23 protein-coding genes are annotated in these 25,885 nt (G+C 57.5%); 12 read left to right on the forward strand and 11 right to left on the reverse strand.

The annotated features are described in order from the left end of the window. The first annotated feature begins 132 nt into the window (after positions 1-132). Positions 133-2,592 (forward strand): UvrD-helicase domain-containing protein, encoded by a 2,460-nt coding sequence (locus tag GBC55_RS24195; protein WP_162440036.1) that lies wholly within the window; start codon positions 133-135, stop codon positions 2,590-2,592. A 182-nt stretch (positions 2,593-2,774) separates the two neighbouring features. On the opposite strand, the gene GBC55_RS24200 is transcribed toward GBC55_RS24195, so the two are convergent. Then, complete coding sequence (locus GBC55_RS24200) at positions 2,775-3,047, reverse strand: DUF1652 domain-containing protein (protein WP_162440037.1); 273 nt, start codon at positions 3,045-3,047, stop codon at positions 2,775-2,777. Positions 3,048-3,322: 275 nt separating this feature from the next. Here GBC55_RS24200 and GBC55_RS24205 point away from each other — a divergent pair, with 275 nt between their 5' ends. From GBC55_RS24205 to GBC55_RS24225, 5 genes are all read left to right on the forward strand, one after another. Further along, the gene (locus tag GBC55_RS24205; RefSeq protein WP_162440038.1) at positions 3,323-4,138 is read left to right on the forward strand and encodes a helix-turn-helix domain-containing protein; all 816 of its coding nucleotides are present in this window, start codon (positions 3,323-3,325) and stop codon (positions 4,136-4,138) included. Positions 4,139-4,188: 50 nt separating this feature from the next. Then, positions 4,189-5,595 carry an FAD-dependent oxidoreductase gene (locus GBC55_RS24210; RefSeq protein ID WP_162440039.1) on the forward strand — a complete coding sequence of 469 codons (1,407 nt, stop codon included), beginning with the start codon at positions 4,189-4,191 and terminating at the stop codon, positions 5,593-5,595. Positions 5,596-5,623: 28 nt separating this feature from the next. After that, positions 5,624-5,965 carry a cupin domain-containing protein gene (locus GBC55_RS24215; protein ID WP_162440040.1) on the forward strand — a complete coding sequence of 114 codons (342 nt, stop codon included), beginning with the start codon at positions 5,624-5,626 and terminating at the stop codon, positions 5,963-5,965. Between the two features lie 48 nt (positions 5,966-6,013). Continuing rightward, entirely contained in the window at positions 6,014-7,099 is a 1,086-nt protein-coding gene (locus tag GBC55_RS24220; protein ID WP_162440041.1) for a polyamine ABC transporter substrate-binding protein, read from the forward strand. Between the two features lie 87 nt (positions 7,100-7,186). Beyond that, positions 7,187-7,645, forward strand: coding sequence for a transposase (locus GBC55_RS24225; protein WP_162440042.1), 459 nt, complete (start codon positions 7,187-7,189; stop codon positions 7,643-7,645). Positions 7,646-8,155: 510 nt separating this feature from the next. Here the strand turns inward: GBC55_RS24225 and GBC55_RS24230 are convergent. Next, the gene (locus tag GBC55_RS24230; protein ID WP_162440043.1) at positions 8,156-8,380 is read right to left on the reverse strand and encodes a YgdI/YgdR family lipoprotein; all 225 of its coding nucleotides are present in this window, start codon (positions 8,378-8,380) and stop codon (positions 8,156-8,158) included. 196 nt (positions 8,381-8,576) lie between these two features. On the opposite strand from GBC55_RS24230, the gene GBC55_RS24235 reads away from it, so the two are divergent. From GBC55_RS24235 to GBC55_RS24250, 4 genes are all read left to right on the forward strand, one after another. Continuing rightward, positions 8,577-10,229, forward strand: a complete 1,653-nt coding sequence (locus GBC55_RS24235; RefSeq protein ID WP_162440044.1) for a VRR-NUC domain-containing protein — start codon at positions 8,577-8,579, stop codon at positions 10,227-10,229. Next, positions 10,226-12,499 (forward strand): ATP-dependent DNA helicase, encoded by a 2,274-nt coding sequence (locus GBC55_RS24240; protein WP_162440045.1) that lies wholly within the window; start codon positions 10,226-10,228, stop codon positions 12,497-12,499. The genes GBC55_RS24235 and GBC55_RS24240 overlap by 4 nt, the downstream gene beginning before the upstream one ends. A 169-nt stretch (positions 12,500-12,668) precedes the next feature. Continuing rightward, positions 12,669-14,591 (forward strand): PAS domain-containing sensor histidine kinase, encoded by a 1,923-nt coding sequence (locus GBC55_RS24245; protein WP_162440046.1) that lies wholly within the window; start codon positions 12,669-12,671, stop codon positions 14,589-14,591. Between the two features lie 62 nt (positions 14,592-14,653). After that, the gene (locus GBC55_RS24250) at positions 14,654-15,190 is read left to right on the forward strand and encodes a hypothetical protein (protein WP_162440047.1); all 537 of its coding nucleotides are present in this window, start codon (positions 14,654-14,656) and stop codon (positions 15,188-15,190) included. A 183-nt stretch (positions 15,191-15,373) separates the two neighbouring features. Here GBC55_RS24250 and GBC55_RS24255 read toward each other — a convergent pair whose 3' ends face one another. Beyond that, a complete protein-coding gene (locus tag GBC55_RS24255) occupies positions 15,374-15,850 on the reverse strand; it encodes a hemerythrin domain-containing protein (RefSeq protein ID WP_162440048.1) in 477 nt (158 codons plus the stop codon). Between the two features lie 344 nt (positions 15,851-16,194). On the opposite strand from GBC55_RS24255, the gene GBC55_RS24260 reads away from it, so the two are divergent. Then, positions 16,195-17,418 carry a zinc-dependent alcohol dehydrogenase gene (locus GBC55_RS24260; protein ID WP_162440049.1) on the forward strand — a complete coding sequence of 408 codons (1,224 nt, stop codon included), beginning with the start codon at positions 16,195-16,197 and terminating at the stop codon, positions 17,416-17,418. An 89-nt stretch (positions 17,419-17,507) separates the two neighbouring features. Here GBC55_RS24260 and GBC55_RS24265 read toward each other — a convergent pair whose 3' ends face one another. From GBC55_RS24265 to GBC55_RS24290, 6 genes are all read right to left on the reverse strand, one after another. Then, on the reverse strand, positions 17,508-17,810 hold the full coding sequence (locus tag GBC55_RS24265; protein ID WP_162440050.1) for a hypothetical protein: 303 nt from the start codon (positions 17,808-17,810) through the stop codon (positions 17,508-17,510). A 116-nt stretch (positions 17,811-17,926) separates the two neighbouring features. Beyond that, entirely contained in the window at positions 17,927-19,270 is a 1,344-nt protein-coding gene (locus GBC55_RS24270) for a sodium:proton antiporter (protein WP_162440051.1), read from the reverse strand. Positions 19,271-19,316: 46 nt separating this feature from the next. After that, complete coding sequence (locus GBC55_RS24275; RefSeq protein ID WP_162440052.1) at positions 19,317-19,928, reverse strand: Yip1 family protein; 612 nt, start codon at positions 19,926-19,928, stop codon at positions 19,317-19,319. A gap of 114 nt (positions 19,929-20,042) precedes the next feature. Then, positions 20,043-20,900, reverse strand: coding sequence for an SDR family oxidoreductase (locus GBC55_RS24280; protein ID WP_162440053.1), 858 nt, complete (start codon positions 20,898-20,900; stop codon positions 20,043-20,045). 210 nt (positions 20,901-21,110) lie between these two features. Further along, positions 21,111-21,587: a nuclear transport factor 2 family protein gene (locus GBC55_RS24285; protein ID WP_162440054.1), complete on the reverse strand. Its 477-nt coding sequence runs from the start codon at positions 21,585-21,587 to the stop codon at positions 21,111-21,113. Positions 21,588-21,641: 54 nt separating this feature from the next. Then, positions 21,642-22,205, reverse strand: a complete 564-nt coding sequence (locus GBC55_RS24290; RefSeq protein ID WP_162440055.1) for a TetR/AcrR family transcriptional regulator — start codon at positions 22,203-22,205, stop codon at positions 21,642-21,644. Between the two features lie 204 nt (positions 22,206-22,409). Between GBC55_RS24290 and pssA the strand changes: the two genes are divergently transcribed. Then, complete coding sequence (gene pssA, locus GBC55_RS24295; RefSeq protein WP_162440056.1) at positions 22,410-23,753, forward strand: CDP-diacylglycerol--serine O-phosphatidyltransferase; 1,344 nt, start codon at positions 22,410-22,412, stop codon at positions 23,751-23,753. 80 nt (positions 23,754-23,833) lie between these two features. On the opposite strand, the gene efeO is transcribed toward pssA, so the two are convergent. Together efeO and efeB are read right to left on the reverse strand one after the other, a co-directional pair. Then, the gene (efeO, locus tag GBC55_RS24300) at positions 23,834-24,658 is read right to left on the reverse strand and encodes an iron uptake system protein EfeO (protein ID WP_162440057.1); all 825 of its coding nucleotides are present in this window, start codon (positions 24,656-24,658) and stop codon (positions 23,834-23,836) included. A gap of 24 nt (positions 24,659-24,682) precedes the next feature. Beyond that, positions 24,683-25,885 (reverse strand): iron uptake transporter deferrochelatase/peroxidase subunit (gene efeB, locus GBC55_RS24305; protein WP_247266989.1); only part of this gene is annotated, 1,203 nt, incomplete at its 5' end.

The following is a 25,885-nucleotide window of genomic DNA, read 5'->3' on the forward strand; positions in this document are numbered from 1 at the left end:
TAAAAGGAAAAATGGCTCATCCAACCTTCACTTCACTCTACAACTCGATGACCTGTAAGCATTTTGCTAGAACTCAATGGCAAATGAAGACACCATAGCGCTCAACAGCCTCACACCCTGGAGTCAGTCCGCGTGCCGCAACACACCCCCGATCTCCCCCCCAAACTTCGTCCCCTGGCAGAGATGCCTTTGCTCAAACGCCTGGCCGCCCGGTTTTTTGGACATGGCCTGACGCGCTTGCGTGCTCAGCACCGTGCCTCGTGGTTGCATGGGCAGGCAGATGGCTTTCGCAGCGGCCACAGCGCGGGTGTGGATTACGGCTACAAGGAAGGCAAACTCGAAGGTCTGGAGGAGGGGCGACAGGTCTTGCTAATCCGCGACTCGCGCTCCACCGAGCATCGCGCCCCCAACGTGGACGACAACCTGTTCGACGATTGGCGCCTGCCTCTGAGTGCCGAACTCAAGAAGCGCATGAAGGCCGATGTTGCCCGATTACTGCCAGCGCATGCCCAGCCAAGTGCTGCGCAGTGGAAAATGATCTTCAGCGACACGCCCTCAACGTCAGTGATAGCCGGCGCGGGCGCTGGCAAGTCGACGACGCTGGTGTTGCGAATCGTGCTGCTTGTGCACTATCTGGGCTTCGAGTTGAGCTCCATGACCGTAGTGACCTTCACGCGGGAATCGCGCAAGGATTTCATCAATAAACTGGTCGAGCTGTTCGCCCTGTGGGGCCGGGCGCTGAGCGTGAAAGAGGCGCGAGAGCTCGTTCGTACTTTTCACTCTCGAATCCTGCCGATGGTGCGCAGCCTGCCAGGCTTCGAACGCCTGCAAGCCTTCGAAAACCTTAGCCATCGTACGCAAAATGCTGATGAGGATGTCGACAGCAACCCCTTCGACCTGCGCATCAACGATGCTCAACGCCAGCAACTGAATGCGTGCTATCACGGCTTGCACACGCGCGATGAACGTTTTCGCGAGTTGATCAGACCTCTGTCTCGCCATGCCCTGCAGCTCAAAGAGCTGGAACGCGATCACCCGGACGTGCAAAAGCGCATGGCCGTGACCGAATTGGCCGCCAAGCGCGACGAAGAACTGTGCGATGCCATTGAAGATTTATGGTTTCGCGCAGGTGCCTGGCCGATTAAAGGGATCGAACCCAATCGTCAGTCGTTCGATATCAACGGATCAACATTTCATTGCCACGGCTACATTCCGAGCCTTGATGCCTGGGTGGTGCTGGGATTCGACCCAAAGGAAAACCCGCAAGTCAGCCGCCCCGGCGCCAAGCTGAGCGTACGGGCGGAGTGGGCAGTCAAGCGCACCCTGTTTCAAGCTTTCTGTCGTAAACCATTGATATGGTTGGATAACTACGATTCATCGAAACGCGTGTTGGCGTCCCTTGCCGGTGACGCAAGTGCCGGGCCGGGCTTCGACTACAAGGTCAAGGGTGAGTTGGGTTCAGCTCCGTTACTGGACTGTTTTGTCGCTGCCGCAGGGTTTATCGAAAACCTGGGACTGGATGTGCCGACGGCTGTGGGCCAGATGAGTTTCTCCAAGGACGACCCGGACCGGTTTTTCTTCGAGGCGCTGAGCCTGTATTGGCGAGCACTGGAAGACCATCTGCTGGATCAGAAACCACCGGTCATGACTTATAACCGGATGTTTGCGCTGTTCAGTGAGCATTCACCGGAAAACCTCAAGTTACTGAGCGATGAACTGCTGCGGCCAATGTCCCACCTGATGATCGACGAATTTCAGGATGTCTCGCCGCAAATCGTTTCCTGGATTCGCGCAAGCCTCGCGCAGATCCGCAGTCGAGGTCCGGCGATGCACGTGGGGCGCGGGGCGCAACGCTCGTCGTTGCTCTGCGTGGGTGATGACTGGCAATCCATTTATGGATGGCGCGGCAGTTCACCCACGTATTTCATGGAATTCGCCAAAGAGTTCCCGTCGCCAAGCACGACAAAAGTGATGCTGAGCGACAACTACCGCAGTCATCAAGCCATCATCGATGCCGCCGAACATATCGTCCGTGCCGCGCCCGCGATTGCAGGAAAGAAGGCCAAGGCCAGTGGCGAACCCAAAGAACTCGTCCCCGTGAGCGTCTTCGATCGGGATGATCAGAGCATGGCCATTCGGCTGAATGAGCATTACAGCAAGGGTGACTCAATCTTGATGTTGTATCGAAAAAGTAGCGATAAGCTATTGATAGAGCAGCATATTCAGTCGGTAGTTAATGTGGATTCTAGCTTGCCGTATGAGTCGAGGCGATTGAAGCAGCTCACGTATCACAGCGCGAAGGGTCTTCAGGCCGATGCGGTTTTCCTGCTGGGTGATTGTCAGCACCTGACCAGTTCGCCGTACAAGAACCAGGTCTATCGCATGGCGGGCCTGGGCAAGGCCGGCGACAGTGAGGCGTATGACAACGCACAAAAAGACGAAATCCTGCGCCTGGCTTATGTCGGCATCACCCGGGCGGTGAGCCATTGCTATTGGTACGTCGATGCTCAGGACACTCAGGCAGTGAACATGCCAAAAGCCTCCGACCGGATTGGCAAGGGCAAGGCATTCTTTGCCGATCACCGGGAATAACCTGTAGTAATCCGTAGGAGCTGTCGAGTGCAACGAGGCTTCGATCTTTTGATCTCCTCTCATTAAAGGATCAAAAGATCGCAGCCTCGTTGCACTCGACAGCTCCTACAGGTGCAGCGTTAACCCTCGATCGAATCAAAAAAAAGCCCACAATCGTGGGCTTTTCAAACACGTTCAACACTTCACGCATAACTCCTGAACGCCGCCGGCGGAATAAAAGCCTCAAGCTCATCCTCCACCGCTTCGATGATTCTCTCCACATCCGCCGCATTCATCACCGTTGCGCAAGGAATGCCGGCAATGGCGATCATGGTCTCGCCACTCGCTCGATCAAACAAACGGGCAATCATGCTGCCCGGCGCATCCATGCTCGCCTCGAATCCCATGGGATGAAAATGCCAGCGCATCAGCTGGCAGGCGTTTGGAAAAGTAACCTTGCTAAAACCTCTATTCATGTGTTGCCCGCCTTCTTAATCGAGCGCTTCCGTTAGCTCATGTTAGGAGGGTAGAGCCTTCATTGGCTCAACCGGTGATGACATTAAAAGTAGCATCCAGATGTGAAAATCTCGTGGTTTTTTCAAACCGTTTGGCGATTGCTTTCGCTTTTTTTGACACAGGTCACGCATCATCGATCATTGGGCGATATGCCACTATTGGCCTATCCCTGCATTTGTCGTTGAAGCCCAGTCCGAACTTGGGCAAGCTCGGCTTTTTCCCGTTGAGACCCCCTATGCACGCCGACAATGACGGCCCACTGCAAACCCTGACCACCGGCGAGACGGTGATGCGTTACCACTTGCGCTGGAAACACCGGGACCTGGACGGCGTCATGGCGCTGTATCACCCGGACGTTCAATACAGTGATTTTTTCCAGAACCGTGTGATGGGCCTGGATGAATTGCGTGATTACGTGCGCGATAGCATGCCCCGTGACCCGGACGAAGCCCTGGAGCATTCGGACCGTATCCGCCTGGATGGCAACACGGCGTTCATTCAGTACCGCATCACACTGCGCGGCGGTGAGGGACTGGTGTCGTTCAGGGCAAGTGAAGCGATCACGGTTCGGGACGGATTGATCTGGCGAGTCAATGAATATGCCTCGCTGGTGCGTGAGCAGGTTTCCAGTCAAGCGGTCGCCAGCAAGCGCGCGGCGGTCAGCCGGTTGGGGTTGTCACCACGCCAGCTGAGCTTCATGGCCGAAGACCTGCAACAGTACTTCCAGCGTCAGCAACCTTACCTGGACCCTGAGCTCGACCTGCAACGGGTAGCGCAGGAATGCGGGTATAGCCGTAACCAGATCTCCTATCTATTGAATCAAGTGCTTGGCCAAAGCTTCTACCGGTACGTCAACCAGGCGAGATTGCACCACTTGCTGGCGGCGCTGGATACCGCGACGCCCCCGCTGCGTGTGGATGAGCTGGCCTTTGCCGCAGGGTTTAACTCGTTGTCGGCGTTTTACAGCTGTTTCCGCCAGCACACCGGGCAATCGCCGAAGGCCTACGTCAAACAAATTTCTTTGCGTGCACGCGCGCAAGACAGCCACTGAGACCACGCACTAGGATCAACGCCATCGAAGTTTGAGTGGCGGAGTCTTGTATGCCGGCGTGGCGCACTATCAGTTTGTGGATGGATCAACTGGACGATCCCCTGTTGCCGCGCCCCGCGCTGGAACAGGACCTGGACGTCGACGTGGCGATCATTGGCGCCGGGTACACCGGGTTGTGGACCGCCTATTACCTCAAGCGCCTGGCGCCGGGTTTGAACATCGCCATCGTCGAAGCGCAAACCGCCGGTTTCGGCGCGTCCGGGCGCAATGGCGGTTGGCTGATGGGCAATCTCCTGGGCGAAGACCGTTTACTCGCAGCGTCATCCCCCGAGCAGCGCCGGGCATCCTTCGATTTGCTGCACAGCATTCCCGATGAGGTCGAGATCGTCATCGAACGTGAAGGCATCGATTGCGATTATCGCAAGGGTGGTGCGCTGTATTGCGCGGCGCGTTATCCGGAGCAGGAAGCCAGCCTGAGGCACTATCTGGACAGCCTTTATCGCCAGGGACTGACTGAAAAGGATTACCGCTGGCTCAGCCCTGAGCAGCTGGCCCAACAGATCCGTGTCGCCAAACCCTACGGTGGAATCTACGCACCGCATGTCGCAACCATTCACCCGGCCAAACTGGTCCGTGGCCTGGCCCGGACGGTTGAGCGCATGGGCGTCAGCATCTATGAGAACAGCCCGGTTACCCAGTGGCAGTCGGGCTCACTGCGCACGGCCAAAGCCCAGGTTCGCAGTCGTTGGATTGTGCCGGCGGTTGAGGGGTACTCGGTTACCTTGCCGCCGTTAGGCCGTTATCAATTGCCGGTACAAAGCCTGATTGTCGCCACCGAACCGCTGTCTGCCGCGACCTGGGACGAAATCGGCCTGAGCCGTGGCCAGGCCTTCAGCGAAAGCAGCCGCCAGGTCACTTATGGTCAGCGCACCGCCGACAACCGCCTGGTATTCGGTGCACGGGGTGGCTACCAGTTCGCCGGCCAACTGCGCCACAACTTCGACCTGACCACCAGCGAAGTGGAACTGCGGCGTTACCTGTTCGGCGAACTCTTCCCACAACTCAAGAACGTCCAGATCACCCATGGCTGGGGCGGCAACCTGGGCATGTCACGGCGTTTCAAACCGCACATGCTTTGTGATCAGGCCAGCGGCATTGCCTTGTCCGGTGGCTATGGCGGGGAGGGCGTGGGTGCCAGCAACCTCGGTGGTCGCACGCTTGCCGACTTGATCCTTGAGCGCGACACCGAGCTGGTTCATCAGCCTTGGGTCATTCCCCAAGGCGGTCTCGACGCACTCAGGGCGTGGGAGCCCGAACCGTGCCGCTGGCTGGGCTACAACGCGATCATTCGCAGCTTCGTCCACGAAGACCAGACCCTGGCCAATCCGGCCACTGCGCCATGGCGTCGCAAACTGGCGAGCGGCGTGGCGGGGTTCATGGAAGGTTTCATGCACTAAACGGCGTTTTTCAACGACAGGTAATCCCATGAGCATCACGCAATTCAAGAACACCGCAGCACTGATACTCGAAGAATCCAATCCAGTTGCCGTACCGCTCGGAACACCCGTGGCGGTAGCCTCGACCACCAGTGTCGAGCGCGACGACGGCGTCGAAACCGGTGTGTGGGAGTGCACCCCAGGTCGCTGGCGGCGCCAGATCGTCGCCCAGGAATTCTGCCATTTCATCCAGGGGCGCTGCACCTTCACCCCGGACGACGGTGAGACCTTGCACATAGAAGCAGGTGACGCACTGATGTTGCCCGCCAACAGTCTCGGCATCTGGGATATCCAGGAAACCGTGCGCAAAACCTACGTTTTGATTTTTTGATCCTTTGATTGCCTGCCAATAACAACAAGCCCCTACAGGAATCGACTCATGAAGCGAAAGACACTGGCCCTGGCGCCCCTTGCACTCGTCGCGACCCTCAGTCAGGCGGCGGAGACGGTGAAGATCTACAACTGGTCGGACTACATTGCCCCCGATACCACGAAGAACTTCCAGAAAGAAACCGGCATCGCGTTCACCTACGACGTGTATGACAGCAACGAGACGCTGGATGGCAAGTTGATGACCGGCAAATCCGGTTACGACGTGGTGTTCCCCTCCAACCATTTCATGGCGCGGCAAATTCAGGGTGGGGCGCTGAAAAAGCTCGATAAGAATCAGCTGCCGAACTGGAAAAATCTCAATCCGGTGTTGCTCAAGGCCCTGCAAACCAATGATCCGGGCAATGAACACGGCTTCCCGTATCTGTGGGGAAGTACGGGGATCGGCTACAACGTCGCCAAGGTCAAGGCGGTGCTGGGCGACAACGCACCGGTGGACTCCTGGGACCTGATCTTCAAGCCCGAGAACATGGAAAAATTGCAGAAGTGTGGCGTGGCGATTCTCGACAATGGCCCAGAACTGTTGCCTGCTGCCCTTAACTACCTGGGCCTGCCGCACCACAGCAAGAACCCTGAGGACTATAAAAAAGCTGAAGCGCTGTTGTTGAAAGTCCGGCCGTATGTGAGTTATTTCCATTCATCCAAATACACCAGCGACCTGGCCAACGGTGATATCTGCGTGGCAGTGGGGTTCTCCGGCGACATTCTCCAGGCGGAAAATCGCGCCAAGGAAGCCAACAACGGCATCGAGATCGGTTACAACATTCCCAAGGAAGGCGCCGCGATCTGGTTCGACATGGTCGCCATGCCCGTCGATGCACCGGATGAAAAGGCCGGCTACGCCTTCATGAACTACCTGCTGCGCCCGGACGTCATGGCGAGCATCAGCAACTATGTGCATTACGCAAACGGCAACGAGCAAGCCGATAGCCTCATCGAACCGGCGATCAAAAACGACACCAAGGTTTATCCAAGTCCGGAAATGATGGGCAAGCTGTTTGCGTTGGAAGCGATGCCGTTGAACATCGACCGGATCCGTACGCGGGTGTGGAACAAGATTCGGACGGGGAGTTGAGAGGTCATATTTTGTAGTTGATCGTGGCTAACTTGTGCGCAGGGACGCGGTAAGTTCCGAGCCTCTTTCACAGTTGAGGGGCAAGGAATGCCTTACTGCTTGAATGCGGGTCGGTTACGCACTGGCCGCTTTTCAGAACCCGGCCGAATCTATCTCATCACCGCTGTCGTCGATAAACGGCAGCCGGTTTTCTCTGATTGGCGGGTTGGACGCCTGGTTGTCTCGCAATTGCGTCAGGCACAAGAAGCGGGATGGGCGGACTTTTTAACGTGGGTTGTGATGCCGGATCATATGCACTGTCTGGTGCAACTCCGGGACCAAACCTTGGCCGGGTTGATGTGCCAGGTAAAGTCGCGCAGCGCCGCCGCCGTCAATCGCGCGTTAGGCCGAAAAGGACGCCTTTGGCAGAAGGGCTACCATGAGCGTGTGGTTCGACGTGAGGACGACGTGAAAGCGCTGGCCAGGTATGTCGTTGCGAATCCGATCAGAGCAAAGCTTGTTTCACGCGTTCATGATTACCCGCTGTGGGATGCGTGCTGGCTATAGCAATCACGACCGCTTCGCCGTCGAACGCAGCCTTCGGCAGCTGCTACACAGAGCTCGCTTACACAACGACCCCGTAGCAGCTGGCGCAGCCTGCGTTGGGGCGCGAAGCGGCCCCGATTTTCAGGGAGATATCAAAGCGTCCTGAATGCGACCGCTTCGCCGTCGAACGCAGTCTTCGGCAGCTGCTACACAGAGCTCGCTTACACCACGACCCCGTAGCAGCTGGCGCAGCCTGTGTTGGGGCGCGAAGCGGCCCCGATATTCAGGGAGATATCAAAGCGTCCTGAATGCGACCGCTTCGCCGTCGAACGCAGCCTTCGGCAGCTGCTACACAGAGCGCGCTTACACCACGACCCTGTAGCAGCTGGCGCAGCCTGCGTTGGGGCGCGAAGCGGCCCCGATTTTCAGGGAGATTTCGAAGCGTCTTGAATGCGACCGTTTCGGTCGAGCGCGCCCCCGGAGCCAACGCAGCCTTCGGCAGCTGCTACATAGACCCCGCGCGAAGACTTATTAATCTTCCTCGCGAACCGTGGCCACTTCATCGGCTCGAACCTTCACTTTCGACCCGGAAATGTCTTCGAATTCGTAGAAGCCATCCTTGGTCTTGGTTTTCGGCATGTCCTTAGTCAAATACTGGGTGCCGTTCTGCAGGGTGACGACCGTTGCCGTCGAGCAACCGGCGAGGGCCAGGAAGGCAGCTACTGCTAATGGCAAACCCAGGGTCTTGATGTTCATAACCACCTCTCATAATCGAAAAAAAACAGCCGAAAGACTGTGCCTGTAACGCGGTTGGTGCGATGGAACGAGGAAAAGTTCGGCGGGCGCCCGAAAAATCGCTGCCGCCGCTTATCTTTTTCTAATTGCGTCCGAAGGGACGGAACTGGTATCTGTACGCATAACCAGTACTCCCTCGCCTTGGCCCTTATTTCCCGTGACTGCAAATCCGCTCGACGACCCGTTCTATTACCTCAACAACTTCAAGCAAGTGCTTGATTGGCTTGAGCATCGTTACGCCGATGTGTTGAGTGTAGAGGAGCAGCGCTTTATCCACGAATATAACCAGTTGCCCCGGGAGTCCAGGGCACTGCTGGTCCGATTGGTGATGCGCAAAGGGGTGCACTTCAGGGCGAGCAAATTGCATTACGTCGAAATCGGCGACATCGGTTGCGCCGTCGTTCCCTTGGTGGCATTGGGCTGGATTGATGAGCAGTGCCCGCTGTCCATCGATGCGTTGTTCAACGTTCTGCTCAAGTCAGAAGTGCTCCAGTGCTTTGGTGTCGCCATTGATCAGCCGAAAGGAAAAAAGAGCGATTGGCTACCGGCGCTGACCGAACAATTTCCCGAAGCCAAAAGCTTCAACCACTGGTGCGCTGCCCTCAATGAGCGATTGTTCAGCCTGACCATCATGGGCCTGTGCGACCGTTTGCGCCTGATGTTTTTCGGCAATCTTCATCAAGACTGGTCCGAGTTCGTATTGGCGGACCTGGGCATCTTCACGTATGAAAAAGTCGACATTGGCGCCGACTCTCGAGGTTTACGCAGCCGCGACGACGTGGACGCCTGTTTCTTCCTCCACGACTGCCAGGTTCGGTTTGAATCGGGCGAAGACATCGCCGACATCGTTGAGCAGATCAACAGCCTGACGCTGCCCAATCCCTGGCTGCAACGACGTCGCGGCAAATTGATGTTCCAGATCGGTCAACACTGCGAGCGTGTGGCGCACTTTTCTACCGCCATTTCGCTCTATCGCGACTGTGCCTACCCCGGCGCACGCGTTCGGTTGATTCGTGTACTCGAGCGCTGTGCTGAATATCAGCTGGCATTGGAGCTCGCCACCCACGCCGAACACGCCCCCGAGAGTGCCGCCGAACGCCAGCATTTGCTGCGCGTACTCCCCAGGTTGCGCCGCAAACTGGGCGGTCCCGCGATGAAGCGTGCCCCCGCCCGGCAAATGCTGCGTCTGGATCTTCAATTGCCCAGGATCGACCCGTCACTGTCGGTGGAGAGCCATGTTCTGGCGCACTTGGCGCAAACGTGCGCGCCGGTTCATTACGTCGAAAACAGCCTGATCAATTCGCTGTTCGGCTTGCTGTGCTGGCCTGCGATTTTTGCGCCTTTGCCGGGATCGTTTTTCCACCCATTCCAGCGCGGCCCCGTTGACCTGCATGCGGAAGATTTCCACGCACGCCGCGCCGATCTGTTTCAGACCTGCCTGGCGGAACTCGACAATGGGCGCTACATCCAGACCATCCGCGACCGTTACACCGCCAAATGGGGGGTGCAATCACCTTTCGTGTTTTGGGGCGCGTTAAGCGAGGAGCTTCTCGATCAGGCACTCGATTGCCTGCCGGCGGAGCACCTCAAACACTGGTTCAATCGCTTGTTAATGGATATCAAGGCCAATCGTGCCGGCATGCCTGACCTGATCCAGTTCTGGCCGCAGGACAAAACCTACCGCATGATCGAAGTCAAAGGTCCGGGGGATCGTCTGCAAGACAATCAACTGCGCTGGCTGGAGTTCTGTCACGAGCATCAGATGCCGATTGCCGTCTGTTATGTGCAATGGGCGGAGCAGAGCGCTTGAGCTACCGTGTCGCCGTGCGGGCGCTATGTGAGTTCACTGCCAAAGTGGGCGACCTTGACCTGCGATTCACCCCGTCGCCCACCGCGCTCGAAGGCATTGTCGGCCATCGCACGGTGGCCTCGCGCCGTAGTGAGGGCTATCAGAGCGAAGTGGCGCTTGAGGGCCAGTATCAAGCGCTGAGCGTCAAGGGCAGGGCGGATGGTTATGATCCTGCGCAAAACTGCCTGGAGGAAGTCAAAACCTATCGCGGCGACCTGACCCGGCAACCCGCCAACCACCGGCTATTGCATTGGGCCCAGGCGAAGGTTTATGGCTGGTTGATGTGCCAGAAACTCGACCTGGCGCAGATCAATCTGGCGCTGGTGTATTTCGACATCGTCAGCGAGAAGGAAACCTGCCTGGTCGAGCGTTTCGACGCCGCGACACTGCAACAGTTTTTCGAACACCAATGCCGGCTGTTTCTACTGTGGGCCGAGCAGGAAATGGTTCATCGCGAAGCGCGCAATCGGGGTGCGCAGAACGTCGCGTTTCCCCACATCGATTTCCGTCCGGGCCAACGGCACCTTGCCGAATCAGTGTTCAAGGCCGTCAGCACCGGCCAGTGTCTGATGGCCCAGGCACCGACGGGTATTGGCAAGACAGTGGGCACGCTGTTCCCCATGCTCAAGGCGCTGGCACCGCAGCAACTGGACAAGATCTTCTTTCTGACGGCGAAAACCCCCGGTCGCAAACTGGCCCTGGACGCTGCACAGGTGATTCTGGGGAGCGTCGATGCACCGCCGCTGCGCGTACTGGAAATGATCGCTCGCGACAAGGCATGTGAACACCCGGACAAAGCCTGTCACGGAGATTCCTGCCCGCTGGCGAAAGGTTTTTATGATCGTCTGCCAGCCGCTCGCCAGGCGGCCAGCGAACTGACGTTGTTGAACCAGGGCGCATTGCGTGAAGTCGCGCTGAACCACGATGTCTGCCCTTATTACCTGAGCCAGGAAATGGCGCGCTGGGCCGACGTTGTGGTTGCCGACTACAACTATTACTTCGATTTCAGTGCGCTGTTGTTCGGTTTGGCCCAAGCCAACAACTGGCGGGTTGCCGTACTGGTGGATGAAGCTCACAACCTCGTGGAACGCGGACGCCAGATGTACAGCGCCACGCTGGATCAATCGACCCTGAACGGCGTGCGAAAAAGCGCGCCTGAGCCGTTGAAGAAGTCCTTGCAGCGCGTCAACCGTGAGTGGAACGCCCTGCATGATCAGCAACTCGGTGCGTACCAGGCGTATGACAGGGCTCCGGAAAAAATGCTCCAGGCGTTGTTCTCCTGCAGTGCGAGCATCGGCGATTACCTGAATGATCATCCGCAGGGCCTGGACAGCGCGTTGCAGAACTTCTATTTCGACATGCTGCAATTTTGCCGGGTGGCGGAGCTGTTCGATGAACAGTTTTTGTTCGATATCACCAAGCGCGATCTTGATCGCAAACGAAACCTGTCCCGGCTTTGCCTGCGCAATGTGGTGCCTGCGGGGTTCATTCGCCCGCGGTTGACGGCTGCGCGCAGCACCGTGTTGTTCTCCGCCACCTTGAGCCCTCGCCACTATTACGCTGACCTGCTGGGGATGCCGACGAATACCGTGTGGATCGATGTGGAATCGCCCTTTCACGCCGATCAGCTGCAGGTTCATATCGTCAACCAGATTTCCACGCGTTTCGTTCATCGCCAGGCCTCTCTGGAGCCGATCGTTGAGTTGATAGCCCGGCAATTCATTGAAAGCCCCGGCAACTACCTGGCGTTTTTCAGCAGCTTCGATTACCTGCAGCAAGTCGCTCAATTGCTCGCTGAAAAACATCCTCATATCACTGTGTGGTCGCAATCCCGAGGTATGGGAGAAGGGCAGCGTCAGGATTTTCTCGATCAGTTCACCACTCACAGTCAGGGCGTCGGCTTTGCGGTGTTGGGCGGGGCGTTTGGCGAAGGGATCGACCTGCCCGGTGCGCGGCTGATCGGCGCGTTCATTGCCACGCTCGGGCTGGCGCAACTGAACCCGGTGAATGAACAACTGAAACACCGCATGTCCGCCATTTTTGGTGCCGGTTATGACTACACCTACCTGTATCCCGGCGTGCAGAAAGTCGTCCAGGCCGCAGGGCGCGTGATTCGTACCCAACAAGACCAAGGGGTCGTCATGCTGATCGATGATCGATTTGGCGACAGCAAGGTCAAGCAATTGCTTCCGCGATGGTGGTCGATCAGGCCGGGGATTGGTCACTCTTGAAAACCACCACCCATGACACGCTAATACCTGGCCATGTCTACAACGACCTGTACGCCTGCATCATCAAATACATGTATCGATGAGCCATTACGTCCGATTGTGTTTTTGTGTCTTCCCAAATTCCCGGTTTGTCTCATACTCCTGAAAACAGAATTGACGTGAGGGTTGAATGAGCGAGGATCGGAGAAAGGCTGGCGCCATCGCGGAAAAGCGTTTTCGCCTGTTGATCGATGCCGTGATCGACTACGCGATCTACATGCTTGATCCCGAGGGCATCATTACCAGCTGGAACGCCGGTGCCAAGCGTTTCAAGGGGTATGAAGAAGCCGAGATTCTCGGTGAACATTTCTCGCGTTTCTACACCGACGATGATCGCCGTGCCGGTTTGCCTGAGAGGGCGTTGGACACGGCCATCCGCGAAGGGCGTTTCGAGGGAGAGGGGTGGCGTGTTCGCAAGGACGGCTCACGTTTCTGGTGCCACGTGGTGATCGATCCGATTATCGATCCTTCGGGTGTTCTGCTTGGGTTCGCCAAGATCACCCGTGATCTCACTGATCGAAAAATGGCCGAGGAAGTCCTCAAGCAAAGCGAGCAACAGTTCCGGCTGCTGGTGCAAAGCGTCACCGACTACGCGATCTATATGCTCGACGCCAATGGTCGCCTGACCAATTGGAACCCAGGCGCACAACGCATCAAGGGTTACCTGCCCGAAGAAGTCGTTGGTCGGCATTTTTCCATGTTCTACACCCCCGAAGACCGTGCCGCCGGCGAGCCACAACGGGCGCTGGAAACAGCAGTGCGCGAGGGGCGATTCGAAAACAAAGCCTGGCGAGTGCGCAAAGACGGTACGCGGTTTATGGCGCACGTGGTGGTCGACCCCATTTGGGGAGATACCGGCACGTTGCTGGGCTTTGCCAAAATTACCCGGGACATCACGGAAGCGACCCTTGCACAGCAGACGCTGGAGCAAACACGCGAAGCCTTGTTCCAGGCGCAGAAAATGCAGGCCATCGGTCAACTCAGTGGCGGCATCGCCCACGACTTCAATAACCTGCTGACAGTGATCCTCGGCAACCTGGAGATCATCCGCAAACGCTCGGGTAACGAACCTAAAATCACTCGCCTGGTGGACAACGCCACTCAAGGTGCCCTGCGCGGTGTAACGCTGACCCAACGCATGCTGGCATTTGCCAGGCGCCAGGAACTGAAGACCGAGCCGGTGCAGATTCCAGCGTTGGTGCAGGGGATTATGGGGCTGATGCGCAGTGCTCTGGGGCCTTCGGTGAAGCTGGATACGCGTTTCCCGGATGAGCTGGAACCGGCGCTGGTCGACGTCAATCAGCTTGAACTGGCACTGCTTAATCTCATCACCAATGCTCGGGATGCCATGCCTGCCGGGGGCCGAATCGTCATCAGCGCCGAGATGGAAGACGTACGTGCGCAGTCCAGCCTGGCACTGGCGGCTGGACGCTACGTCTGTCTGAGTGTCAGTGACACCGGTGAAGGCATGGATGAAACGACGCTCGCTTCAGCGATGGACCCATTCTTCACCACCAAAGGCTTGGGTAAAGGGACTGGCTTGGGACTGTCGATGATCCATGGCTTTATCGAGCAGCTAGGGGGGCGATTCATTCTCAAGAGCGAGAAGGATAAAGGCACGAGCGCGCAACTGTGGCTACCCGTCGCGTCGAGTGGCGTTGCCACTCAACCTGCAGTTGATGCAGAGCCGCCGGCTCCGGTGGCACGTCTGCGCGTCCTGGTGGTGGACGATGACAGCCTGGTCCTGACCAGTACGTGCCTGCTGCTTGAAGACCTCGGCCATCAGGTTACCGGTGCCGCGTCGGGTGCGAAGGCGCTGGAGTTGATCAGCAGTGAGCCGGATTTCGACCTGGTCATCACCGACATGGCCATGCCCCATATGAGCGGTACCCAGTTGGCGCACTTTATCCAGATGAAAAAACCCGGCATGCCGATCATCCTTGCCACGGGCTATGCCGAACGCCTGGAGGGGTTCGCTACCAGCCTTCCGCGTTTGTCCAAACCCTTCAACCAACTCAATCTGGTGGACATTATCGCGGCGACACTCAAGTGATATTGGGCTGAACTTGTCCGGAGGCGTTTCTTCTAACTGTTTTCCCTCCTGATGTGACGCCCGTGCCAAGAATACTGACTGAAGCCACGCCTGAAGAAGCCCTGACCGAACACAATGCCAAGATGTTTGGTTCTCCCAAAGAGCGCCTTGATTTCTACCGCCGGGAGATCCAGTACGAAACCAGCATCCTGGCCAACCGCACTGATGCCTACCTGGCGGCTCAATCGTTCCTGGTGATCGCCTTTGCGTCTTGCATGGCCAATTTGAATCCGGAATGGGGAAAGCTGTTCACACTGGTCGTTCCCCCCTTCCTGGCGCTGTTGGGGCTACTGAGTTCACTGAACGCCTGGCCAGGCATTCGTGCGGCGTACGACATCATTGATCACTGGCATTTCAAGCAGAGTGAGTTGCTGCGCAGTGAACCGTTGATGGGGTTGGCATACGATGAATCGCCGTTGTTCAGCGAAATGGAATCGTCACACAAGGGGTACCGAAAATCGTTGCTGTTTTCGGTGCGAACTCCCTGGATCTTCGCGACATTCTGGGTGCTGCTGGGGGCATATGCCGTTTTCATTCAGGTGACGAATCCGGGTGGGTAAATAACCCGGATTTTATCAGGATGGTTTTTCGATGCGGTGTCGATGTTAAATCCCGGGGGGCTTCGCCCCCAACGCAGGCTGCGCCAGCTGCTACAGGGGGCGCGATTTCACACTGACCTTGTAGCAGCTGCCGAAGGCTGCGTCCGACTGCGAAGCAGGCGCTGGCCTGATACCTCAGGTCAATCAAGCCGCCAGGTTCCCCGCACTCATTTCCTTCTTGTACTGTGCCTTCAGCGCCTCCATCTGTGCGCCCAACTCTTCCAGCTCAGCTTTACCCAGCAACTTTTTCGCCTGAGGAAACATCTCGGTTTCTTCCTCTTCGATGTGATGCTCCAGCAGCTCCTTCACCACTTTCACCCGACCGGCAAATTCCGGTGTGGAGGGGTCGGTGACCTTGAGATCCGGCAGCACCAGCGAGTCGACAGTGCGGTGTTCTTCCTTGGCTTCGTAGTACATGATTTCCTGTTCTTTGCCGCCGGCCTTTTTATAGGCGGGATACAGCACTTCCTCTTCCAGTCGGGTATGGATGGTGATTTCCATTTCCAGCTTGGCAATCAGCTCGGTGCGTTTTTTAACCCCACGTTCGGTGGACTCACTCAGTTGGGTCAGGATGCCTTTCACGCGTTCATGGTCGGCTTTCAACAGGTCGATGGCGTTCATGATCGGTTCTCTCAAATAGTCACGGATTAGGCGCTAGCGGTTTCGATGCCGAAGGTCGCTCATAGTCCTGGAGCATTTGTCGTGCCGGTTTTGATGAGTGGATAAATATCAATTAAAACAACAGGTTAATCACGCCGCCAAAGACCTGGAGTCATGCAGCCTGCATGAGTGGCAAACATTCTTCATGCAGTTCGCAGTGCAGGCAGAATCCACACAGATCGCCGGAGATTCACAGGCTGACCGCCGATCAGAATGAACCGCCACCTGACTGAACTCACGGCTTGCCGTCGCTCCCTTAATACAGACACCCGGTGTCTTTAATAATGACCAGCGAGGATGCAGCCATGCGAGCAATGACTTATCACGGTGCCCATGATGTCAGGGTTGAAACCGTCCCCGATCCCACCATCGAAGCCGCTGACGACATCATCTTGCGGGTCACGGCGACGGCTATTTGCGGGTCTGACCTGCACTTGTACCGAGGCAAGATTCCCACGGTCGAGCATGGCGATATCTTTGGTCATGAGTTCATGGGCATCGTTGAAGAAACCGGGTCCGCCGTGACTGCCGTCCAGCGCGGTGATCGTGTAGTGATTCCCTTTGTGATCGCCTGTGGTGACTGTTTCTTTTGTCAGCAAGAGTTATTCGCCTGCTGCGAAACCACCAATGAAGGGCCTGGCGGCAGCCTGAATAAAAAAGTCATCCCGCCACCGGCAGCCTTGTTCGGTTTCAGTCGGCTGTATGGCGGCATTCCGGGCGGACAGGCCGAGCTTGTCCGCGTCCCCAAAGCCAACACCGGGCCTTTCAAGGTCCCGGGGTTGCTGGCCGACGAGAAAGTGCTGTTCCTCTCGGACATCTTGCCGACCGCGTGGCAGGCGGTGATCAACGCCAATATCGTGCAGGGTTCCAGTGTCGCCATTTTTGGCGCCGGGCCGGTGGGGTTGTTGAGTGCCGCGTGCGCGAGAATGCTCGGCGCCGAGCAGATCTTCATGGTTGATCACCACAACTATCGGCTGGCTTACGCGCAAAGTGCTTACGGGGTGATCCCGATCAATTTCGATGACGACGATGACCCGGCCGACACGATCATTCGTCAGACCGCGGGCAGCCGTGGCGTTGACGCGGTCATCGATGCGGTTGGATTCGAAGCCAAGGGCAGCACCACAGAAACGGTGCTTGCGACCTTGAAAATGGAAGGCGGGAGCGGCAAGGCGTTACGTCAATGCATTGCGGCAGTGCGCCGGGGAGGGGTGGTCAGTGTGCCCGGCGTCTATACCGGTTTCATCCACGGCTTCCTGTTTGGGGACGCCTTTGACAAAGGCCTCACGTTCAAAATGGGCCAGACGCACGTCCAGCGGTATTTACCGGAGTTGCTTGGGTACATCGAAACGGGACGTTTGCAACCGGAAGCCATCGTCACCCACAGGATGTCCCTGGAACAGGCGGCTGAGGGGTACAAGATTTTCGATAAAAAACAGGAGGAGTGCCGCAAGGTCATTCTGACGCCGGGTTCCAGCGATGTGCCATTGGCTGAGACATTTGAAACTGAAGCGGTACCCGTGATGTAGCAACTCCCCTTGTACAAGCAAAGCTTGGTCTGGGCGGCGTTCCAACGATGCCGCCCAGACGACCATTTCCTTCAGGTGTATTTGCCGATTTACACGCCTGGTCTCATACCGTCATCGCGAGCAAGCTTTGCTCCTACAGGTCCCGGCTGCGGCATCTGTGGAAAATCCTCATTGAGCACCCGCAGATGCTCAATAGCTTCCGCGAATTTGACATCAGCCTTCCTGCGCATCGCCTGATAGCGGTCAAACTGCTCCCCATCCAGCTCACTGCCTTCAAGCAATGCGAAGGCACACTGATTCAATGTTTCAGCTTCTTCAAACATCTGACGATTACGTTGCAGGGCGAATTCGCGACAGGCTTTGAGTTCATCGCGAGTGGAATAGTGAATCATGACCGGCACCTTAAAGTCGGAGGAGGTTGATTAATAGGCACCGGCAATGCGAAAGGATTTCAAATTTATGATCGCCAAATTTCGATAATCAACCCCGTCAAAGCGCGTGCGAAAAATCAGTTTTTTCGTTGCTTGCGCCGTTCATAACGCGCCAGGATCGGCTGGGTACTGACGCCATGCACTAGAATGCTCAACGCCACCACCGACAGGGTGAGGTTGGCACAAAGCGTCGCCACCGATTGATCCAGCCCGTGGTTCAACGCATAAAACAGGTAGTACAGACTGCCGATGCCGCGAATGCCGAACCAGCCGATCAACAGTCGTTGTCGTCCTTCAAGCAATCCACCCCAGGGCATGGCAGCCACACTCAGTGGCCGGATCAGAAAGAACAATGCTGCACCGACAGGCAGCGCTCGCCAGTCCCAATGGGCGATGAGTACTACACCCAGCAGCGTCACCAGAAACACTTCCATCGCCCGTTCGACCAGACCGCCAAAAGCAAGCATGTCGCCCATCATGATGCCGGCTGCCACCTGGGAATCTTCAAGCTTGTCGGTGTCGCCGTGAACGGCATGCTGCGGGTCGACGTTCTGATGGCCGACAACCGGCTGTACAAGATGCTCGGCGGGTACCGGGGCGTCGCCCGTGGATTTGACCTCTGCCTGGCGCAGACCGAGCCCGGCTGCAAACACGGACAAGAAGCCGTAAGCATGAACCGACTCGGCCCCGACATACGCCAGGGCGATCAACGCGAGGGCCAGGTAATCGTTGGGCGACAGGGTGCTGTCTTCATTTTTTATCCGCAGTGAAAGGGTCAACAGACCAATCCCGCGCCCCATCCAATAGCCAATCAACAAACCCGCAGGGACAGCCCAAAGCAGTCGGTAAAGCGCCCAGTCGCCCAACCAGCCCGGGTTGTCATCGTGCAACAACAAGACCAGCCCCAGGATCACGAAAGGAAACGCAATCCCGTCATTGAGCCCCGCTTCGCCGGAGAGCCCGAACCGGACACTGTCGTCATCACGGGCATCGTTGACCGATACCAGCGCGGCGAGCACGGGGTCGGTCGGCGCCAGGATCGAGCCAATCAACACTGATACGCCCCAAGGCAGCTCGAACCCGAAATGCAAAAGCAGGCTGACCCCGGCGATAGTCAGCACCATGACGGGCCCCGCCAGCCCAAAAGCAATCCGCCATTTCTTCGCTTTAAGGGGGGCGCGCAGTTTCAAACCGCAGACGAACAGCGAAAACAGCACAGCGACTTCGGTCAGATGCTCCATCCAGACGGAGGCGTCATCCAGGTCGAGTTTCAATAGACCGAACCCCGCGGGTCCGATGGCGATGCCCAGCACCAGGCACACGGCTGAAGTGGTCACGGGCATCCATCGCAGGTACGACGATGTCAGTGCCAGTGTCAGCAGTACCGCTCCCAGCACTGCCACCCATATGATGAAACTCATGTCTTGGTACTCGCCAAATGGGTGGCAACAGGGCAGGGCTTGATAATCAACCGACGGTCGCGCGCAGGTATTCAGGGGTCAGGACGTTGAACCAGAGCAGGATCATTTCCACCAGAATCGTCACCAGCACCAGCAGTCCTACGCCCCAGACGCAGGCCGAGTTCAGCAGACCTTGTTCCTTGCGCTCGTGCATGAACGTGGGCAAACCGACAAACAGCAAAAATGTCGAATAGACCGCGGCGGCCCCCAGCACAAGGACCGCCAGCCAGCGGCTCGGATACAGCCCGGCGAACCCGGCGAGGAAGAATGGGGTCGCGGTGTACGCGGCGAAACCGATGCACTGATTGATGGTAGGCCGTGACTCGAAGGTGCGGGACATCCACCGGATGAACAGCCCCATCACAGCCACACCCGCGAGAATGGTCAGGTAGAGCAGCACACACAGCTGCAATGCGCTGCTGGTACTGAGCTTGACCGTTTCATTTTCAGCCAGGCTCCAACCGACGTAGGTCGTCCCGATAAACAGGCACACGGCGGGAATCAGGGCGAGCAACAACAAGTGAGCCAGATAATGACGAGGGTGTGCTTCCTCTTCCCTGCGAATATCCGTCCACGCGAAGTTGGGTTGGGTGAAGAGTTTGATGATAGGTGCGGACATGACGACCTCCAGATAACGGAAGGCCCGCCACTGGGGCCTATCGTTATCTGGAGGTCGGTTTTTTGTGAGGGGTTCATTTTTTTGCATGGTTTTCGACATCATCCCTCGCTGTCCTTACAGCATTGGCTTGCCTCCCGTCACGCCATAGCGTTGTCCGGTGATGTAACTGGCTTCGTCCGACGCGAGCAGCACATAGATCGGCGCGACTTCCACCGGCTGCCCCGGCCGTCCGAGGGGTGTTTGCGAGCCGAAATTCTGCACTTCCTCATCAGGCATCGTGGAGACGATCAGCGGAGTCCAGATCGGCCCGGGCGCCACGCAGTTCACCCGGATGTTTTTCGGGCCGAGCATCTGCGCCAGGCCACCGGTGAAGTTGGCAATGGCGCCTTTTGTGGTGGCGTAAGCGAGCAGGGTGGGTTTGGGCATGTCCGAGTTGACGGAGCTGGTGTTGATGATGGAGCTGCCAGGTTTCATGTGTTTCAGGGCCGCCTGGCAAATCCGGAAAATGGCGGTGATGTTGACATCGAAGGTCATGACCCATTCTTCATCCGGGATGTCTTCGAAGTTTTCATGGGTCATCTGGAAGGCCGCGTTGTTGACCAGCACGTCGATACGCCCAAAGCGTTCGACGGTTTTATCGACCAGGGCCTGGCACTGGGCTTTTTGCGCCAGATCACCGGGCAATAACAAGCATTGCCGGCCAGCCTGTTCAACCCAGCGAGCCGTTTCCCGCGCGTCTTCATGCTCGTTGAGATAAGCAACGACGACATCAGCGCCTTCACGGGCAAACGCAATCGCCACGGCCCGGCCGATTCCGCTGTCAGCGCCGGTGATGAGGGCAATTTTGCCGTCGAGTCGACCAGACCCTTTATAGCTTTGCTCGCCACAGTCCGGGTAGGGCTCCATCTTTTTTTGTGAACCGGGGACCGGCTGGCTTTGTTTGGCGAACGGTGGTTTCGGATAGTCGATCATCATGAATCTCCAGTCTCAAGGCGAAAGAATCAAAGGGTTGACCTTGGCCTTTTGACTGGAGTTCGGTTGGATGTTCGACGTCATCGGTAAACGCGATTCCGTAGGAGCTGCCGCAGGCTGCGATCTTTTGATCTTGTCATTAAAGTCAAAAGATCGCAGCCTGCGGCAGCTCCTACAGGGGAGGGCATTGCCGGAGGATCGGGGTAGAAATTAAAGGCCCAGGTCGCTAAGCCCTGGATGATCATCCGGCCGTCGCCCCAGTGGCCAATGGAACTTGCGCTCGCTTTCCTTGATCGGCAGGTCGTTGATGCAGGCAAACCGATTAGCCATCAGGCCGTTCTCGTCAAACTCCCAGTTTTCATTGCCGTAGGAGCGAAACCAGTTACCCGAATCATCGTGCCATTCATAGGCATAGCGCACGGCGATCCGGTTACCGGTGAACGCCCAGAGTTCCTTGATCAGACGGTAATCCAGTTCCTTGGCCCATTTGCGCGTGAGGAATGCCTTGGCTTCTTCACGGTTATGAGCAAACTCCGCGCGGTTTCGCCATTGGGTGTCCAGGGTATAGGCGAGCGAGACGCGCGCCGGATCACGGGAGTTCCAGCCATCCTCAGCCAGGCGTACTTTCTCGATGGCCGATTCCCGGGTGAAGGGTGGCAATGGCGGACGAACTTCAGGGTTTGACATATAACGTCTCCTCTCGAATTAACGTACAGGCGGTTGTTGCATTTGTATTAAGGGTTACAGGTCCAATAACTTGCGCGCCACGCACTGCGCGTTATCGGCAGCACTGTGATCGCCCATGACCAGCGCGACGGTGATTGCACCGTCGATCAGGATCAGCAGTTGCCTGGCCAGCGTCTGCGGGTCGTCAGCGCCAAATTCGGCGCAGAGCTCGCACACGTAATCGAGCAGCTTCTGTTTGTGCTCCTTGGCCAGCAGGCGCACCGGATCCTGCGGGTCGCCCGTTTCGCCACTGGTGTTGATGAAGGCACAACCGCGAAAGCCTTCGCTGGCAAACCACGCGTTGAGCACAGTAAACAGGTTGAGCAGGCGATCGGCCGGGGTATCAGCCTTACCGACCTCGCTGGTGTACCAGCGCATCCAGCGCAGGTCACGCCGTCGTAAAGCCGCGACGGTCAGCTCCTCCTTGTTGGCGAAGTAGCGGTAGATACTTTTTCTGGAGACACCGGCGGTTTTCACCAGAAGATCCATCCCGGTGGCAGCGATACCACTTTTGTAGATCAATTTCTCGGTGACATCCAGAATGATGTCGCGCGTAGTGTTGTTAGTGATTTCGTTCATGCGACTACAGTAGAACGATCGTTCTCCTTAATCAAGCAGGCATGTGTGGTGCAGCGCACACAGTCATCGCGAGCAGGCTCGCTCTCACAGGGGGCACGCATCTCGACTCTGCTCGCGAAGGGGTCTTTACAGACGCTGACAAGACCCCAACCGATCCATGGTGTAAGCTCTCGGGTTCTTCGGATTCGACCTTTTGCGAGCCCTATGCCGTCGCTTTTCAAACGCCCCCTGCTGCCTAAACTGCGCAGTTTTCCGCTGACCGCCGATGCCGTCACCATCCTTTCTGGTGCAGCCGAATTTCGTCGTTGCCTGCTGGAAAAAATCGCCAGTGCAACCCAGCGCATCTACATCGTTGCGCTGTACCTGCAACAGGATGAAGCCGGTCAGGAAATCCTCGATGCCTTGCACGCAGCTAAACTGGCACGTCCTGAACTGGACGTCGTGGTGGTGGTTGACTGGCTGCGCGCCCAACGCGGCTTGATCGGTGCCGGCAAGCAGCCGGGCAATTCGGCCTGGTATCAGGACATGACCCGGACTCACGCCAGTGAAGTCCCGGTGTATGGCGTTCCGGTGCAGAGTCGCGAACTGTTTGGCGTGCTGCACTTGAAAGGCTTTGTGATCGATGATTGCGTGATCTACAGCGGCGCGAGCCTGAACAACGTCTATCTGCACAAGTTCGACAAGTACCGCTACGACCGTTACCACCTGCTGCACAACCGCGCTCTGGCCGATTCCATGCAGCACCTGATTCAGCATGGTCTTATCGCGTCCAAAGCCGTCAACCGACTCGATTTGCCCAACCTGCCGACAACCCGCAGTCTGCGCAACGATATCGGTGACCTGCGCAGCCGCCTCAAGCACGCGGCCTACGACACCACGGCGGGAACGCTTGAGAAGGGCGGATTGTCGGTCAGCCCGTTGCTTGGCGTCGGCAAAAACAACCCGCTCAGCCGGGTGATCTGCGAGCTGATCGCCAGCGCTCAACATCAACTGACGATCTGCACGCCTTACTTCAACCTGCCGCTGGCCGTGACGCGCGAGATCAACCGGGCACTGGGGCGGGGTGTGAAAATCGACATTGTCGTCGGGGACAAGACTGCCAACGATTTCTACATTCCGCCCAGCGAGCCGTTCAGAGTGATTGCGGCGCTGCCGTACCTGTACGAAATCAGCCTGCGCAGGTTCGCCAAGCGTCATCAGCGCACGATAGATAGCGGACAGTTGAACCTGCATCTGTGGAAGGAAGGCGACAATACCTACCACCTGAAAGGCATGTGGATCGATCAGCGTTACACCCTGCTGACGGGCAATAACCTGAACCCACGGGCGTTCCGACTGGATCTGGAAAACGCTTTGTTGATTGATGATCCGAAGGGTGAGCTCTTAGAGCCGCGCCGCGAAGAGCTGGGGCAGATCTTTCAGCACACTACGCGTATCGAGCGTTATCAGGATCTGGAAACGTTGCTTGAATACCCGGCAGCGGTGGCCAAGTTTCTCAAGCGCGTCAGCCGTGTGCGAATCGAACGATTGTTGTATCGGATTCTTTAGCGCGTTCGACCTTTGCGGAATACGCGTGGGCACTGTCGCGATTCATCTCGCGACAGTGCCCACGCGGTCAATGCAACCGCTTAATTCAAACCCAGCTTCCCACGCAGCGTCGACAGGTCTTCAGCCAGTTTATTCACCGGCCCGACCAGCGCCTTGCGGTCGTTTTCTTTCACTTTGTCGTAGGTTTCAAAACCACCGTCCCTGGTTTTGTACTTGGCCAGGATCTTGTCCACAGTTGCGAAGTTTTTGTCGACCTTGGCGATGAATGCGGCGTCCTGTTTGGCGATTTGCGGACGGAACAGGTCAACGATTTTCTTCGCGCCGTCGACGTTGCCCTGGAAGTCATACAGGTCGGTGTGGCTGTAGCGATCCTCCTCTCCGGAAATCTTGGTCGCCGCAACTTCTTCCAGCAGCGCCGCCGCACCACCCACCACCTTCTCAGGCGGGAAGGTCAGGCCGGCGACGCGGGTTTGCAGGTCCTTGACGTCCTTGTTCAGGCCGTCAGCCAGTTCAGTCAGTCCTTGGGTGCTGTTCTGCGAAAACAAGGAGTATTCGATACGGTGGAAGCCGGTGAAATCTTCGGCTTTCACGCCTTTTTCGTGGTCGTCGACACGGGAGTCAATGGACGCGTCCAGGTCGCTGAACAGCTCGGCAATCGGTTCGATCGACTCATAGAAAACCCGGGTCGGCGCATAGAGTTTTTTCGCCGTGTCCAGATCACCTTTTTTCACCGCGTCAGTGAATTGCTGAGTGTGGCTGGCCAGTTCGTCCAGTTGCTCGGTGACGTAGATTTTGTAATCCGACACCGGCCCCACCAGGTCCATCGGCGCCGTCGCCGCGAATGCTGAAAGCGGAGTGTTGAGCAAGCCAAGTGTCAGCAGTAAAGCGAGGGGCGACTTTTTCATTGGACGGTTCCGTGTGGAGGGTTGTTAGGCCGTAGCGGTAGGTTGTGTGGCTTTTAGCAAGGTGCGACCGATGTAGTCCTGGTCACCCGTGACGCCGGGCAAGGTGAAGAAGTACCCACCACCGACCGGTTTCAGGTATTCCTCCAGCGGCTCGCCGTTGAGTCGGGTCTGGACGGTAATGAAGCCTTTTTCGAGATCGGCCTGGTAGCAGATGAACAGCAGCCCCATGTCGAGCTGGCTGTTCTTGTTCACACCGTTCGAGTAGTTGAACGGTCGGCGCAGGATCAGGTTGCCTCCCGTCGCGATGGTGCGCGGGTTGGCCAGGCGAATGTGCGCGTCGAGCCTGGTCAGTTTGCCTTCCGGATCTTTGCTGTAGTCCGGCACTTGGGTTTCATGCTCGCCGCCCATGGGGGCGCCAGTGCTTTTGATTCGGCCGAGGATGCTTTCCTGTTCTTGCAGCGGAGTGCGATCCCAGCGCTCGACGAAGTTGCGGATGATGCGCACGGCTTGATAGCTGCCGTTCGCCGCCCAGGCGGGCTCGTCGCTGCCTGGCTGCACCCACACGAGGGTGTCCATGGCCCTGGCGTCGTTGGAATCAGGGTTGGCTGAACCGTCGCGAAAGCCCAGGAAATTGCGCGCACTCTGCGCCGGAACACCCGGTTTGGCAGGGGCTTGGGGCGGCACGCTGCCTTCCTGTTTCCAGCGCACCAACAACAAGTCCGGCAAGTTTTTCACGATGTCGCGCAGGGCATGGATGTTGGTGTCGGTGGTGTTGGAACAGAACTGCAGACTCAGGTCGCCGTGGCAGCAATCTGCCTCCAGCGCATCATTGGGAAAACCGACCATGCGGATCAGCCGCTTGGGCTTGGCGCCTGTGAGGCCGAAGCGTTCGTCGAACAGCGACTCGCCGACCGATACGGTGATGGTCAGATTGTCCGGGGCCACCACCGGGCCAAGAATCCCGGAGTCCACGGGCGGAAGTTTCGGGTCGATCTGCTCGACCGGGCCACCCTTTGTCAGGAACGCGACCCGCTCATTGAGTGTGCGAAACAACCGCTCAAGGTCTTCACGATCGCTGGCCAGGACGTCGAACGACACCAGCATCCCGCTGGCCGGGCGCGGGGTAACGATGCCGCTCTGGTGCTTGCCGTGGAACGGGTGGCGGTCCTCGGTCTTCTCGCTGCTGGGGGCTTCAGTGACTTGGGCGGGGCTGGCGGCCATGGCCGG

The organism is Pseudomonas sp. TNT3, assembly GCF_010095445.2.
Lineage (GTDB): Bacteria > Pseudomonadota > Gammaproteobacteria > Pseudomonadales > Pseudomonadaceae > Aquipseudomonas.

What these genes read in the sequence shown, in the direction of transcription:
- GBC55_RS24200 (WP_162440037.1), bottom strand. Translation starts at nt 3,047, where the DNA reads ATGAATAGAGGTTTTAGCAAGGTTACTTTTCCAAACGCCTGCCAGCTG.
- GBC55_RS24205 (WP_162440038.1), top strand. Translation starts at nt 3,323, where the DNA reads ATGCACGCCGACAATGACGGCCCACTGCAAACCCTGACCACCGGCGAG.
- GBC55_RS24210 (WP_162440039.1), top strand. Translation starts at nt 4,189, where the DNA reads ATGCCGGCGTGGCGCACTATCAGTTTGTGGATGGATCAACTGGACGAT.
- GBC55_RS24215 (WP_162440040.1), top strand. Translation starts at nt 5,624, where the DNA reads ATGAGCATCACGCAATTCAAGAACACCGCAGCACTGATACTCGAAGAA.
- GBC55_RS24220 (WP_162440041.1), top strand. Translation starts at nt 6,014, where the DNA reads ATGAAGCGAAAGACACTGGCCCTGGCGCCCCTTGCACTCGTCGCGACC.
- GBC55_RS24225 (WP_162440042.1), top strand. Translation starts at nt 7,187, where the DNA reads ATGCCTTACTGCTTGAATGCGGGTCGGTTACGCACTGGCCGCTTTTCA.
- GBC55_RS24230 (WP_162440043.1), bottom strand. Translation starts at nt 8,380, where the DNA reads ATGAACATCAAGACCCTGGGTTTGCCATTAGCAGTAGCTGCCTTCCTG.
- GBC55_RS24245 (WP_162440046.1), top strand. Translation starts at nt 12,669, where the DNA reads ATGAGCGAGGATCGGAGAAAGGCTGGCGCCATCGCGGAAAAGCGTTTT.
- GBC55_RS24255 (WP_162440048.1), bottom strand. Translation starts at nt 15,850, where the DNA reads ATGAACGCCATCGACCTGTTGAAAGCCGACCATGAACGCGTGAAAGGC.
- GBC55_RS24260 (WP_162440049.1), top strand. Translation starts at nt 16,195, where the DNA reads ATGCGAGCAATGACTTATCACGGTGCCCATGATGTCAGGGTTGAAACC.
- GBC55_RS24265 (WP_162440050.1), bottom strand. Translation starts at nt 17,810, where the DNA reads ATGATTCACTATTCCACTCGCGATGAACTCAAAGCCTGTCGCGAATTC.
- GBC55_RS24270 (WP_162440051.1), bottom strand. Translation starts at nt 19,270, where the DNA reads ATGAGTTTCATCATATGGGTGGCAGTGCTGGGAGCGGTACTGCTGACA.
- GBC55_RS24275 (WP_162440052.1), bottom strand. Translation starts at nt 19,928, where the DNA reads ATGTCCGCACCTATCATCAAACTCTTCACCCAACCCAACTTCGCGTGG.
- GBC55_RS24280 (WP_162440053.1), bottom strand. Translation starts at nt 20,900, where the DNA reads ATGATCGACTATCCGAAACCACCGTTCGCCAAACAAAGCCAGCCGGTC.
- GBC55_RS24285 (WP_162440054.1), bottom strand. Translation starts at nt 21,587, where the DNA reads ATGTCAAACCCTGAAGTTCGTCCGCCATTGCCACCCTTCACCCGGGAA.
- GBC55_RS24290 (WP_162440055.1), bottom strand. Translation starts at nt 22,205, where the DNA reads ATGAACGAAATCACTAACAACACTACGCGCGACATCATTCTGGATGTC.
- pssA (WP_162440056.1), top strand. Translation starts at nt 22,410, where the DNA reads ATGCCGTCGCTTTTCAAACGCCCCCTGCTGCCTAAACTGCGCAGTTTT.
- efeO (WP_162440057.1), bottom strand. Translation starts at nt 24,658, where the DNA reads ATGAAAAAGTCGCCCCTCGCTTTACTGCTGACACTTGGCTTGCTCAAC.